This window comes from Streptomyces sp. NBC_00258 (assembly GCF_036182465.1).
GTDB lineage: Bacteria > Actinomycetota > Actinomycetes > Streptomycetales > Streptomycetaceae > Streptomyces.
Genome location: NZ_CP108081.1, coordinates 1306803 through 1319268, shown reverse-complemented (window position 1 = coordinate 1319268; position 12466 = coordinate 1306803). Strand labels below are relative to the sequence as shown.

At 68.7% G+C, this 12466-nt stretch carries 9 protein-coding genes; 4 read left to right on the top strand and 5 right to left on the bottom strand.

Going from position 1 to position 12466, the window contains the following annotated elements; translation table 11 throughout:
* Positions 1 to 72 precede the first annotated feature (72 nt).
* The 4 genes from OG718_RS06260 to OG718_RS06245 form a co-directional block, all read right to left on the bottom strand.
* A complete protein-coding gene (locus OG718_RS06260; protein ID WP_143643938.1) occupies positions 73 to 759 on the bottom strand; it encodes a polysaccharide deacetylase family protein in 687 nt (228 codons plus the stop codon).
* On the bottom strand, positions 756 to 1427 hold the full coding sequence (locus OG718_RS06255) for a glycoside hydrolase family 11 protein (RefSeq protein WP_143643939.1): 672 nt from the start codon (positions 1425 to 1427) through the stop codon (positions 756 to 758). Before OG718_RS06255 ends, OG718_RS06260 begins: the two co-directional genes overlap by 4 nt.
* Positions 1428 to 2229: 802 nt before the next feature.
* Positions 2230 to 3360 (bottom strand): GH12 family glycosyl hydrolase domain-containing protein, encoded by a 1131-nt coding sequence (locus OG718_RS06250; protein ID WP_328843537.1) that lies wholly within the window; start codon positions 3358 to 3360, stop codon positions 2230 to 2232.
* A 229-nt stretch (positions 3361 to 3589) separates the two neighbouring features.
* Entirely contained in the window at positions 3590 to 4612 is a 1023-nt protein-coding gene (locus OG718_RS06245; RefSeq protein ID WP_328843536.1) for a LacI family DNA-binding transcriptional regulator, read from the bottom strand.
* A gap of 801 nt (positions 4613 to 5413) precedes the next feature.
* Between OG718_RS06245 and OG718_RS06240 the strand changes: the two genes are divergently transcribed.
* Genes OG718_RS06240 through OG718_RS06225 form a run of 4 tightly spaced genes read left to right on the top strand, consistent with a single transcriptional unit; the run spans position 5414 to position 11254 of the window.
* Positions 5414 to 6703, top strand: coding sequence for a bifunctional glycosyltransferase family 2/GtrA family protein (locus tag OG718_RS06240; RefSeq protein WP_328843535.1), 1290 nt, complete (start codon positions 5414 to 5416; stop codon positions 6701 to 6703).
* A gap of 17 nt (positions 6704 to 6720) precedes the next feature.
* A complete protein-coding gene (locus tag OG718_RS06235; protein WP_328843534.1) occupies positions 6721 to 8925 on the top strand; it encodes an ArnT family glycosyltransferase in 2205 nt (734 codons plus the stop codon).
* A 50-nt stretch (positions 8926 to 8975) separates the two neighbouring features.
* Complete coding sequence (locus OG718_RS06230) at positions 8976 to 9719, top strand: response regulator transcription factor (protein ID WP_306935507.1); 744 nt, start codon at positions 8976 to 8978, stop codon at positions 9717 to 9719.
* Positions 9716 to 11254 (top strand): sensor histidine kinase, encoded by a 1539-nt coding sequence (locus OG718_RS06225; RefSeq protein ID WP_328843533.1) that lies wholly within the window; start codon positions 9716 to 9718, stop codon positions 11252 to 11254. Before OG718_RS06230 ends, OG718_RS06225 begins: the two co-directional genes overlap by 4 nt.
* A gap of 142 nt (positions 11255 to 11396) precedes the next feature.
* On the opposite strand, the gene OG718_RS06220 is transcribed toward OG718_RS06225, so the two are convergent.
* A complete protein-coding gene (locus OG718_RS06220; RefSeq protein WP_328843532.1) occupies positions 11397 to 12413 on the bottom strand; it encodes a LacI family DNA-binding transcriptional regulator in 1017 nt (338 codons plus the stop codon).
* Positions 12414 to 12466 lie beyond the last annotated feature (53 nt).

Below are 12466 nucleotides of genomic sequence, written 5' to 3'. Positions count from 1 at the left end.
CTGTGGGCTGTCGCCGGGGCGACAGCCCATGTGTGGTGCGCAGAGGTCGTACGGGGGACGCCGGGCGATCTGTCAGGGGGCCACGGCGCGGCCGGTCTGCGGGGAGATTCTGCCGGCGCACAGGCCGCGGGCGGTCAACCCCTGCGCGATACGAGGGATCGCGGCCCGCGTGTTGGCGGACCAGTCGTGCATGAGGATGATCTGGCCGTTGCCGAGGCGTCCGGCGGCCTGCACGATGGCATCCGTGCCGGCGCCGTTCCAGTCCTGAGAGTCCACGTCCCAGATGATCTCGGTGAGACCGTACTTGGCCTCGACTGCTTTGACCGTCGAGTTGGTCTCGCCGTACGGCGGCCGGAACAGCTTCGGCGTACCGCCGCCCGTGGCCGCGATCGCCTGCTGGGTCCGGGAGATCTCCGAGTCGATCTGAGACTGACCGAGCTGGGTCAGATGTGGGTGGGTGTAGCTGTGGTTGCCGACCCACATCCCGGCGTTGACCTGCGCCTGTACCTGGGACGGGTTGGCGGCGGCGTACTGGCCCTGGTTGAACATCGTGCCCCGCAGCCCGTTCTGCGTGAGCGCGCTGAGCAGGGCCGGTGTGTTGCCGGACGGGCCGTCGTCGAAGGTGAGCCCGACGTACCCGTTGCAGGCGGCGGCCTGCGCCGGTGCGGCGTTGACGGTGAGGGTTCCCGCGGCGACCAGCGCGACGGCGGCGAGCACCGTCGGCAGAGGGCGTAACGCGAGAGGAGCTGGGGCGCTCATGCCGCCACCGTGATGTTGGAACTGCCGCTGCTCTGGTACCCCTCGGTCGCGAGGATCATGTAGTACCTGAAGCTGCCGAGGGGCATTCCGGCTCGTGCCCAGGCGTCGAAGTGGTTTCCGGTGGTGATGCTGCCACCGGTCCTCCTCGACTGCCGGACACTCCAGTACTGGTTGAAGGTCTTGGTGCCTTCGACGGACGGGGCGTTGTACCGCGTCGTCTGGTAGATGTCGTAGGTGCCGCCGTCACTGGTGACGGCGCCCTTGTACGTTCCCGTGGGCCGAAAGGTGCCCCAGTTGTCGACGATGTAGTACTCGACCAGCGGGTTGGACGTCCACCCGTAGAGGCACAGGTAGGCGTTGCCGGACGGGCTGAAAGAGCCCGAGTAGGACACGGTCCTGCGGCTGCCGTTGCTCCAGCCCTTGCCGGCGACGAAGTTCCCGGTGTTCCTCCAAGTGGTGCTGTAGCTGCCGCCGGAGCTGAGGTTCATGGAGACCGTGCCCTGTGCGTCGGTCCAGAACGAGTAGTAGTAGCCGTTGTTGGTGCCGGTCTGGTTCGTGGTGACGACCGTGTCGGCGCGGGCCGTGCTGGGCAGAGCCAGCGTGGACGCGGCGCCCAGCAGCATGGCGCAGGTCTGCCTGCGGCTCGGCTGTGCAGGTATGAGGTTCATGTGCGGGTTTCCTCCGTCTTCCATGAGCGGGGGTTTGGTCGAACAGTGTTGACCTGCACCCGACAAGCGTCAATAGTTTCGCCCTTGATTTCGAAACATTCGGTTCGGCGGTGGTGCGCCTGAGTGTAGAAATCCCTGCTGGGAGCCGCCTTCGGCTCCATGGATTTCCCTGCGCAAGGAGTGATCGCTCATTGAAGATCAAATGCGTGAGCGTTCAAGTTCGAATGTTTCGAAGAAATTCCAGAATGTGGCGGGATTCCGATAACCGTTCACGGGCAGTACGGTCCACGCCCTGGCCCAGCGTCCATCGATAGCCGCGTGGTGCCTTGGTCCTGGCGAATCGCAGCAACCTGGACTTGTGGCCTTCCCCTTGCATCACCGCAAGAACAGCGGCGTGCTGTACATGCATGCGCTGGCAGGCGCGGCAAACGCCGTAGTTGATCGATCCCCAGCTCCGCTTGCCCAGCATGAGCAAAACCTGCCGGCATCCGGTGCCCGGTGCGCAGAGTACGTACGCGAGCCGGGTCGAGTCAGCCGCAGGCCTCGTTCCGTGTCCGGTGCCGTGGGTATGCACCATGTCTCGGAGTCGTTCGGCCGCGAGTTCCTCGGCGGACCGACCCCCGTTCGGTTCCAGTCCCCACTGGTGTTGGTCGGCGTCGCCGGAGGGGAGTCCGGTGGCCCTGGCTGTGAACGTCAGACCCCTGTCGGTGCCGGCTCTGCACTGAAGGTGCGTTCCGTGCGGGCTCTGGGGCACGCCGGGCGGCGTGGCGGATTCAGGCGTGCCCCGGAGGGTGAACGTGTGTCACACGCTGGTGCAGGCGGTGCCGTTCAGGCTGAAGCCGGAAGGCTTGGCGAAGGTGCCGCTGGAGGTGCCCTGGAACCCGAAGGTCGCCTGGCCGCCGGCCGCCACGTCCCCGTTGTGGGTCACGTTGCTCGCGGTGACAGCTCCTGACGACCCGGACAGGTTCGCGTTCCAGGCATTGGTGATGTGCTGCCCGGAGGGGAGGGTGAACGCGAGCTTCCAGCCGCTGACGGGGGAGGAGCCGGTGTTGGTGATGGTGACGTCGGAGGTGAAGCCGCCCTGCCAGGAGTTCGCCCCGTACGCCACCTTGCAGGCCGTGGAGCCTCCGGGGCTGCCCGGATCACCGGAGGAACCCTTGTTGACGGTGGAGGAGAACGAGTTCACGGCGAGGCCCGTGCCGTTCTGCCAGGGTTCGAACCCCGCCTGAATACTCGTCAGGTACCAGTTGTTCTGCGCGAGTCCCCGGGAAACGGCCTGCCGGGCGAAGTCCATGACGTCGAAGGTCCAGTTGGTGATCGCCGACGATGCGACGAACGACAGCACGTCGTTCGAGCCGTTGCTGCCGGACCACACCTGCCAGGCGCGCCCGGCCACGGTGGCGGTACCGACCTGGGAGCCAATGGGCTGGATGGATCCGACCTTGTTGAACCAGATCATGATCTCGGTCCGGTTCACACCGTCGGTTCGGGGCGTGGGGTCGAGCCAGATGTCGTACGAGGCGTTGTACGCCGCGTCGTTCACATAGTTGTAGGAGATGCTCGTGGGCGCGGTGGAGATGGTGCTGAGCTGAGCGGGAAGGTTGGTGCCGGGTGAGCAGTTGGTGTAGTGGCAGCCGTTGTAGACGGACGGGTAGGACTTCGGAGCGCCGTTCGTGGGGACGGAGCCGTCAGCCTGGGTGATCCTGAACCCCGAGTCGGTGACGGCGATGCACTGGGTGGCGCTGGTGCCCCAGCGGTTGTTCTGAACCACATAGCGGCCCTGGATGGTAGTTGTGCCGAAGGGCTGGCAGATCGTGGTGTCGGCCTGTGCCACTGGCGCTGTGGTCAGAAGCGCGGCGAGTGAGACGAGCGAGGTGAGCAGCGCGCCGAGCAGGCCACGCGCGCTGCGGGCATGGTGCGGTGAAGGACGCATGCGGATCCTCTTCAGAGGGATGGGGGGGACGATTGTGCTCCTGCAATCCTGGGAATGGGAGCGCTCCCAATTCTGCGCTCGGCAGGGACAGTAGGGATGGTTCAGGTACCTGACAAGCCTGTCGGCATGAACATGTCGAAGCGATTTCGAAGACGCAGGTCGGACAAGGGTGCCGAGACACGGCGCATCGACTCTGGGAGCCCTCCCCGGACGAGTTCGCCGACGAAGGTCAGGTCGACTCGCGAACCACCAGCTCTGTACGGAGGATGACGTGACGCCAGGCCACGGCGCCCTCCTCCATCTCCTCCAGGAGGAGTCGGATCATGGCACGCCCGATCTCCTCGATCGGCTGCCGCACCGTGGTCAGCGGTGGTTCGGTCCGCTGGGCCAGCGAAAAGTCGTCGAAGCCGATCACGGCGACATCCTCGGGCACCCGACGGCCGGCCGCGCGCAGGGCCTCCAGAGCCCCAGCTGCCGTGGTGTCCGACGCGGCGAGGACGCCGTCGATATCCGGATGCCGTTCGATGAGTTCGGCCATGGCGCGGCGTCCGCTCTCTGCCGTGAAGTCGCTTTCGGCGACAAGGGTTTGCTCGCTCTCCAGACCCGCTGACGCCAGAGCCTCTTCATAGCCACGCAGCCGGCACTGCGCGGCGTACAGGTCGAGCGGCCCGGTGATGGTCGCTATCACTCTGCGGCCCTGTCGCAGCAGGTGGGACACGGCGCTGCGGGCTCCGCCGATGTTGTCCGCGTCGACGTAGCTGACGTACTCCTCCCCGGAGCGGCGTCCCAGCAGCACGGTCGGCAACCGGGCTTCGGCGAGCATGTCCGGCAGCCGATCACCGGCATGCACGGACATCAGCAGCACTCCGTCGACCCGGCCGCCGCGCGCGTACTCGAGGAAGCGCTGCCGCTCGGCGTCCGAGCGCACCAGTGTCAGCAGCAGTTGGATCCCGGTGTCTGTCAGCGCGTCTCCGAGGGAGCGGACGATCTCGGAGAAAAAGGGTTCGGCGAACTGCCGCCAGTCCGGCTCCGTCATGACCAGGGCGACGGCGTCGGCCCGGCGCCCGGCCAGGGAACGGGCCGCGAGATTGGGCACGTAGCCCAGTTCGTCGATGGCCCGCTGTACGGCCCGACGCGTCGAATCCTTCACGCCCGCCGCGTTGTTGATGACGCGGGAGACCGTGCCCCGTCCCACCCGCGCACGGGCAGCCACCTCCTCCAGCGTCGGTGTCTCCGGGCGTCGTCTGCCCATGACCACCTCCCCCAAGAGATCACCGATCTTACCGGCCGGAGGGGAGTGAGCACACGACTTCACCAGTGGCACGGGTGCGGGACGGTCGCCTTGCACCCGAGGATTGGGAGCGCTCCCGTTTTGAATAGAAAGGATTGGCGTTGTCGCTGGTGGTCGAAAGCGGAACGCGCTTCGGCATCCTGCCGCTTCGGGCCTCCGGAACAGCGACACCGAGGTTGCCCCGGCGGTGGTCCCACATTCCGTCCAACAGCGCCTTCGCCGTCGACTTCGACCTGCGGCGCGCAGGTGGGCAGGTACTCCAGAGGCGGCACCCTATCGAGCGTGCGAAACGTACTGATGAGGGCGCTGATCTCGCTCGCGGTCGGTGCGGCCCCGTCATCCGGGATTGCGTAGTTGGCGAAGGGGCTCGGCCAGTTCCGGTCATAGCGCACCACGAACGGGCCGCTCCGCACATGGCAGTCGGAATGCAGGGCGCGCGTGCGCGCATGGTTTTGGACGTCGAAACCCATAGGAAGATCCGGAACGCCGGCCGGAACCGGTACCAGTCGCAAACACGAGGTACCTCCTCGGCCGGGAGCACAGGTGATCAGTGTGATCAAAGGCGTCGGTGAACACCGCAACATCGTGATGCGGCCGAGTTCACAGTGAATCGTGGGAGCGCTTTCGGCCATTGATCTGACTCTCCGTCAGTTCTCGGTATCCTCTCCCCGCCCCCACAGGCGGGGCGGCAACAGTGAGGCCGCGGCCCTGGACCAGGGCCCGTGAGCCGCAGTCTGCCGTCCCCTCATGCCTGAGGAATCCATGACTCCCACCCCCCACCTCACCGAAATCGCCGCCCGCGTGGAGCGGCCGGCCCCATTCCAGCCGGTCGACCGCTCGCTTCTCCCGGAAGCCGGTACTGCGACAGTGGACATCGTCGTGCCGGTCTACAACGAGGAGCGCGCCCTGCCCGGGTGCCTGCACACCCTCCACGCGCGGCTGTCCGAGGGATTCCCCTTCCCCTGGCGGATCACGGTCGCCGACAACGCCAGCACCGACGACACCCTTGCCACCGCCCGCCGCCTCGCCGACGAACTGCCCGGGGTCGGCGTCGTCCACCTGGATCGCAAGGGGCGAGGGCTGGCCCTGCGCACCGTCTGGGGCGCCAGCGACGCGGACATCGTGGCGTACATGGACGTGGACCTGTCCACCGGCCTGGACGGGCTGCTCCCGCTGGTCGCCCCGTTGGCCAGCGGGCACTCGGACCTTGCGATCGGCTCCCGGCTGGCACCCGGCGCGCGCACGGTGCGCGGGCCGCGCCGCGAGTTCGTCTCCCGCTGCTACAACGGCATCATCAGGCTCACCCACGGTGTCCGCTTCACCGACGCCCAGTGCGGGTTCAAGGCGGCCCGTACGGAGGTGCTCCGGCCGCTGCTGGAGGTGACCCGCGACGACGCGTGGTTCTTCGACACCGAGCTGCTCCTGCTCGCCGAGCACAACGGACTGCGCGTCCACGAGGTGCCGGTCGACTGGGTCGAGGACGTCGACACCCGGGTGGACGTGGTGAGCACCGCCGCGGACGACCTGCGGGGTTTGTGGCGCATGGCGCGCCTGAAGGCCTCCGGCGGCGCCCGCGTCGGCATTCGACCGCGCCCTGCTCCGTCCGCCGAGCACCCCGACGCCGTCCTCGCACCCGCCACGGGACGTGGAGTGCTGTCGTGGGAGGTCGGCTGCTTCATCGCGATCGGCGTCGTCTCCACGGTCGGACAGGCCCTGCTGTACTGGCTGGCGCGCGGCTGGTGGACTCCCGCCGTCGCCAACCTGGTCTCGCTGTTCGTCCTCACCGTCCTCAACACCGAGGCGAACCGGCGCCTCACCTTCCGGCACTCCTCCACCGCGCCCGCCCGCGCCCACCTCGGTGCCGGCGGACTGTTCGTCCTCGGCTACCTGGTCACCTCCGGGGCGGTGTTGTGGTTCAAGTGGCTCGATCCCGGCGCCTCACCGGCCGCCGAGACCGCGGTCCTCGCCGCGGCGTCCGTCGCCGTCACCGGCGTGCGCTTCGCCACCCTGCGGCTGGCCGTCTTCGCCGGCCCCCGCAGCCGTACCAGTTGACGAGAGCGAAACGAGACATGAGCAACTACGCGCACTTCACGTCCGTACCGGCGGCTTCGGAGCACGCCGCGAGGCGTACGTCCGTCCGCTCGCTGCCCACCTGGGCGGCACCCGCGGCACTCGGAGCCGTCATGGTGCTCGCGGCGATCCTGTACGGATGGGCACTGAGTTCCCTGGGCTGGGGCAACAGCTACTACTCGGCGGCCGTGAAGTCGATGGGGAAGAGCTGGACGAACTTCCTTTTCGGCTCCTTCGACCCGGTCGGCGTCGTCACGGTCGACAAGCCGCCGGCCGCGCTCTGGCCGCAGGTGATCAGCAGCAAGATCTTCGGGCTGCACGGGTGGGCACTGATGCTGCCGCAGGTGCTCGAAGGAGTGGCCGCGGTGCTGGTGCTGCACCGCACCGTGCGCCGCTGGGCGGGTGAGGGCGCGGCGCTGGTCGCCGCCCTGGTGCTCACGCTCACTCCCATCACCGTGGCCATCAACCGCGACAACAACCCGGACACGCTGCTGGTCCTGCTGCTGGTGTCGGCAGCGTACGCGCTCACCCGCGCGCTGCAGGCGGAGGGCAGGGCCGCGACCTGGTGGCTGTGCGCGAGCGGCTTCCTGATCGGGTGCGGATTCCTCACCAAAATGCTCGCCGCCTGGATGGTCATCCCCGCGTTCGCCGTCGCCTGGCTCGTGGGAGGAAGCGGCGCCTGGATACCGCGAGTGCGGCGTCTGCTGGGCGCGGGAGCCATCCTGGCGGCGTCCTCCCTGTGGTGGGTCGCCATGGTCGCCCTGTGGCCGGGCGACCATCCGTACATCGGCGGCAGCGACGACGGCTCGGCCTGGGACCTCGTGATCGGCTACAACGGGCTGGGGCGGGTCTTCGGCTCCAGCGACGGCATGCCCCAGGGCATGGGAGGCGGGGGTGGTGGCGGCGGAGGCGGGTTCGCCGGCGGGTTCGGCGGCCAGTCCGGTCTGACCCGGATGTTCGACTCGCAGGTGGGCGGTCAGATCAGCTGGCTGCTGCCCCTCTGCGGGCTGGCGCTGGCCGGCGCGGTCGTCGTGGCGGTGCTGCACCGACGCGGGAAGCTGCCCGCCTCCGCCCTGCTGCCGGCCTCCGGCTGGCTGCTGTGGGGAACCTGGCTGGTGGTCTGCGCCGTCGTGTTCTCGACCCAGAAGGGCATCTTCCACCCGTACTACACCACCCAACTCGCCCCGGCCATCGCCGCTCTGTGCGGTGGGCTGACAGCCGGCCTGGTCCGTGTGCACCGTGCGGGCTTCCGCTGGGCGCCGCTGGCCGGCGCGGCCGGGGTCGTGGTGAGCGTGGTCTGGGCGGTGGTGCTGGTCCGCCGTGTACCCGACTGGAACGGCTGGCTGGTGTGGCCGGTGCTGCTCGTGGGCTGCGCCGCCGTCGTCCTGCTGGTGCTGGCACGACGGAACGCCCGGTTGCTGACGGTTGCCGTGGGCGCGGCGGTGGCTTCGGTCCTCGTGGCCCCCGGAGCCTGGGCAGTGAGCGTGCCCGGTTCCACCGGCATGGGTGGCTCCAACCCGACGGCCGGGCCGACGACGATGGGCTTCGGCGGAGGCGGCGGCATGCCCCGGCAGGGTGGGAACGGCGGAGGCCTTCCGTCGGGCATGCCGTCCGGGATGCCGTCGAACATGCCGGGCCAACCCGGCACCGACGGGTCTTCGGGCGGGTCCGGTGCACCCTCGTCCGGCGGAATGCCTTCCGGCATGCCCACAGCGGGAGCGGGGGACATGCCCGGTGCCGGCTCGGGAGGTGCCCCGGGCGGGCGAGGCGGTCCCGGCGGCGGTGGGGAACTCACCGCTGACCAGCGGAAGATCCTCCAGTACGCCGTCAAGCACGCACCCGACGCACGCATCAAGCTCGCCGTCGAGGGCGGCGCCCTGTCCGCCAGCGCCTTCATCCTGGGCACCGACGAGACCGTCATCGGCATGGGCGGTTTCACGAACAGCGACAACGCGCCGTCGGTGGCCCAGCTGAAGAAGTGGACCAAGAACGGCGAACTGCGTTACATCCTGGGTTCCGGCACCAACGGCGGCGGGCCGGGCGGCATGTCCGGCGGATACACGAAGCAGCGCTCCGACTGGATCGCCGACAACTGCACGAAGGTTCCGGCGTCGTCCTACGGCGGCACGTCCTCCGAGGAGGACAGCGGCGGTGTGATGGGATTCGGGGGAGCCGGCGTGCTCTACGACTGCGCGGCCAAGTAACCCGGGCCGGAGCGGTCACCACCAGACGGCAGAACGGATCAGCAGACGCCATGACCGACAGTCCCCCAGCGGCGAGGCCGGGACATCGGCTCCTCGTCGTCGAGGACGAGCCCAGCATCCGTACGCTGCTGGAGGCGACGCTCCGTCTGACCGGATACGAGGTGAGCAGCACCGACACCGGACAGTCGGCCCTCCTTGAGGTCGAACGTCTCGAACCGCACCTGGTGCTGCTCGACGTGATGCTGCCCGACCTGGACGGCTTCGAGGTGACCCGCAGGCTGCGGGCGGCGGGGAACGACTGTCCGATCCTGTTCCTCACCGCCCGCACCGGCACCCATGACCGCGTCAGCGGCCTGCGCGCGGGCGGAGACGACTACGTCTCCAAACCGTTCAACATCGAGGAGGTCCTGCTGCGCATCGAGGCCATCCTGCGCCGAACGGCTCCGGCCATCACGGCGCGGGTGATGCCGAGCGTCCTGAGCTACGCCGACCTGGAACTCGACGAGGGCGCCCACGAGGTGCACCGCGCGGGGGAGTACATCGCGCTGTCACCCACCGAGTTCAAGCTCCTGGCCTACCTCCTGGCGAACGCGGGCCAGGTGGTGACCAAGGTCCAGATCCTCGACCACGTCTGGAGCTACGACTTCGCCGGCGACGTGCGGATCATCGAGACATATGTCCGCTACCTCCGCAAGAAGATCGACTGCTTCGATCCACCCCTCATCCAGACCGTGCGCGGTGTCGGCTACAGCCTGCGTCTTCCCCGCGACCACGCAGGGACGTCGGAGCAGTGACCCACCTCCTGCCCCGGCCGCCCAGATCACTGAGACGACGCCTCGTCGTGGGTGTCACCGTCCTGGCCACCGCGGCGGTCCTGGCCTCCCAGGCCATCGGTTACGTGGTGCTTCGGTCCTGGCTGCTGGACCGGGTCGACGAGCAACTCGTCGAGTTCCACCCACCGGCACCGGCCTTCTACGACGCCCTGGACGGCACACTCCCGGCGCCGGGGAAACAACTGGACGTGCTGCCCTCGGATTTCCACGTCTACTTCTACGACGCCTCGGGCCACCGTCTGAACGGCTCCCTCGGCTCCGAATCAAAGCCGGGACCTCAGCTGGCCGATGAGGCGCAGGACCTCGGGCTGCGGGACGGGCATCCGGAAACCGTGCCTGCCACGAGCGGTGACGGCCGCTGGCGAGTGATGCTCAACCCCGGCCCGGACGGTATGAGCGCGGTGGTCACCCTGCCGCTCGACACAGTCGACGGTGCCGCCTCGAAGATCTTGTGGCTGAACGCAGTCCTGCTGGCCGTCACGATTATTGCCCTGCTCGCCCTGGGCAGGTGGGTGGTCCGGCTGGGCCTGTTGCCGTTGACCAGAATGGAGAGTACCGCCCAGGACATCACCGCGGGCCGGCTCGGGCTGCGGTTGCCCGACACCGATCCGCGCACCGAGATCGGACGGCTCGGCCGGGTCCTGAACTCCATGCTCGACCGCCTCCAGAAGGCGCTGCTGGCTCGCGAGGCCTCCGAGGCCCGGCTGCGTCGGTTCGTCGCCGACGCGGGGCACGAACTGCGCACCCCGCTCACGGCCATTCAGGGATACGCCCAACTCGCACTGCGCCCGGAGCGACGCCCGGCGAAGGAACTGCAGGAGGCCAACCGGTTCATCGCGCAGAACGCGGAACGTATGAGCCTGCTCGTCGACGACCTCCAGCTGCTCGCCACCCTGGACAAGGAACCCTCCTACCGGAGGGAACGGGTCGACCTGCTGTCCCTGGCGGCGGACGCCGTCAGTGCGACCGCCGTTCACCGAGCGTCCCATCCCGTCGACCTCGGCCCGCTGCACACGGCGGCCGATCCCACCGGAGCCGAGGAACTCGACGTTGCGGAGACTGTCGGCGACCCGCACCGATTGCGGCAGATCCTCGAGAACCTGCTTTCCAACGCTCGCGTCCACACCCCGCCGGGCACACACGTCCACGTCCGCGTCGGCACGACGGAGGCGGGTCCCGGAACGGGCGGTACGGACCGACCCGGACGCTTCACCGCTTCACCGCCCCTGCCGGAGCGTCTGCCCATCAGCGTGATCGAGGTGGCGGACGAAGGGCCGGGCCTCGAACCCGTCGGCGCCGAGCTCGTCTTCGAGCGCTTCTACCGTGCCGACCCCGCCCGCTCCCGCCTCCACGGCGGCAGCGGCCTCGGTCTCGCCATCGCCGCGGCCATCGCCGAGGGCCATGGCGGCCGCCTCGAACTCGACACGGCCCCCGGCCGTGGCTGCATCTTCCGCCTGGTCCTTCGCGCCTCCGACTCCGCCGGGAGGCAAGCGTGAGTCGGATCGGGTCCAGCAGCCGGATGCCCAGGCGCCAAGTGTTCGCCCGCGTGGATTTCGAACTTCGCCCTGCGCACGTCCGGTTGGCGTGGTCGCCCGTCGGTGTTCTGTGGGATCTCGATCCTGCCCGTGCGTGGCTGATTCACGACGATTCGCGTACCACGAGTTCGGTAGGAAGAACGACGTGCTGACGCGGTTCTTCGGGATTGCTGATCTCTTCCAGGAGGATGCGGGCGATCGTGTTGCCGATCTCCTCGATGGGCTGACGCACGCTGGTGAGGGGCGGGTTGCTGTGCCGGGCGATGATGGAGTCGTCGAATCCGACCACCGCCACATCGCCGGGGACGCTGCGCCCCTGCCTGCGCAACTCCGCCAGCGCCCCTGCCGCCATGACGTCCGAGGCGACGAACACGGCGTCGAGCGTGGGAAGTTGTTCAAGGAGTGAACGCATCGCTGCCTCGCCGCCCTCCTCGGTGAAGTCTGCCGAGACCACGAGGTGCTCCGTGGCTTCGTGGCCCGCCTTCTCAAGGGCCTCGCGCCACCCCTGGAGCCGGCTGCGCGCCACGTCCATGTCGAGGGGGCCGCTGATCGTGGCGATGGTCCGCCGCCCGCGAAGGAGGAGGTGCCTGACGGCCGCAGAGGCTCCGCCCGCGTTGTCGGAGTGCACGTGGCTGAGCGACTCGGCGGGGGAACGGCGCCCGGCGAGCACCGTGGGCAGACCCATGTCCTCCAGCAGACCGGGCAGCGGATCGTGCTCGTGCACCGAGACCAGGAGTACTCCGTCGACCCGCCGCTCCGCCACCGACTCGGTGAGCTGGTCCCGCTCGGCCTGGTCGCGTACGAGGACCAGTTGGAGCTGCGTCCGGGTCTTGGCCAGAGCGGTGCTGACCCCGCGGATGACCGCCGAGAAGTAGGGCTCGGAGCCCAGTCTGCTTTCGGACTCGGGAATCACCAGGGCCACGGAGTTCGTCCGGTTCGTCACGAGCCCCCGGGCAACCGAGTTCGGGACGTAGTTCAGCTCGGCGATGGCGGCGAGCACGGCGGCCTTGGCCTTGTCGCTGACGAGCTCCGAGCCGTTGATGACTCGTGAAACCGTGGTACGTCCGACACCGGCGCGCGCGGCCACGGTCTTGATGGTCGGGCGTTGCCTGCCCTCCATGTCGCCTCCTCGCTTGCGCGGTGCCCGAACGGCTTCCACCAGCGCATTGTGCC

Excerpts from the sequence above, each read along its gene's own strand:
- OG718_RS06260 (WP_143643938.1), bottom strand. The coding sequence starts at position 759 with ATGAGCGCCCCAGCTCCTCTCGCGTTACGCCCTCTGCCGACGGTGCTC.
- OG718_RS06230 (WP_306935507.1), top strand. The coding sequence starts at position 8,976 with ATGACCGACAGTCCCCCAGCGGCGAGGCCGGGACATCGGCTCCTCGTC.
- OG718_RS06235 (WP_328843534.1), top strand. The coding sequence starts at position 6,721 with ATGAGCAACTACGCGCACTTCACGTCCGTACCGGCGGCTTCGGAGCAC.
- OG718_RS06220 (WP_328843532.1), bottom strand. The coding sequence starts at position 12,413 with ATGGAGGGCAGGCAACGCCCGACCATCAAGACCGTGGCCGCGCGCGCC.
- OG718_RS06250 (WP_328843537.1), bottom strand. The coding sequence starts at position 3,360 with ATGCGTCCTTCACCGCACCATGCCCGCAGCGCGCGTGGCCTGCTCGGC.
- OG718_RS06255 (WP_143643939.1), bottom strand. The coding sequence starts at position 1,427 with ATGAACCTCATACCTGCACAGCCGAGCCGCAGGCAGACCTGCGCCATG.
- OG718_RS06245 (WP_328843536.1), bottom strand. The coding sequence starts at position 4,612 with ATGGGCAGACGACGCCCGGAGACACCGACGCTGGAGGAGGTGGCTGCC.
- OG718_RS06240 (WP_328843535.1), top strand. The coding sequence starts at position 5,414 with ATGACTCCCACCCCCCACCTCACCGAAATCGCCGCCCGCGTGGAGCGG.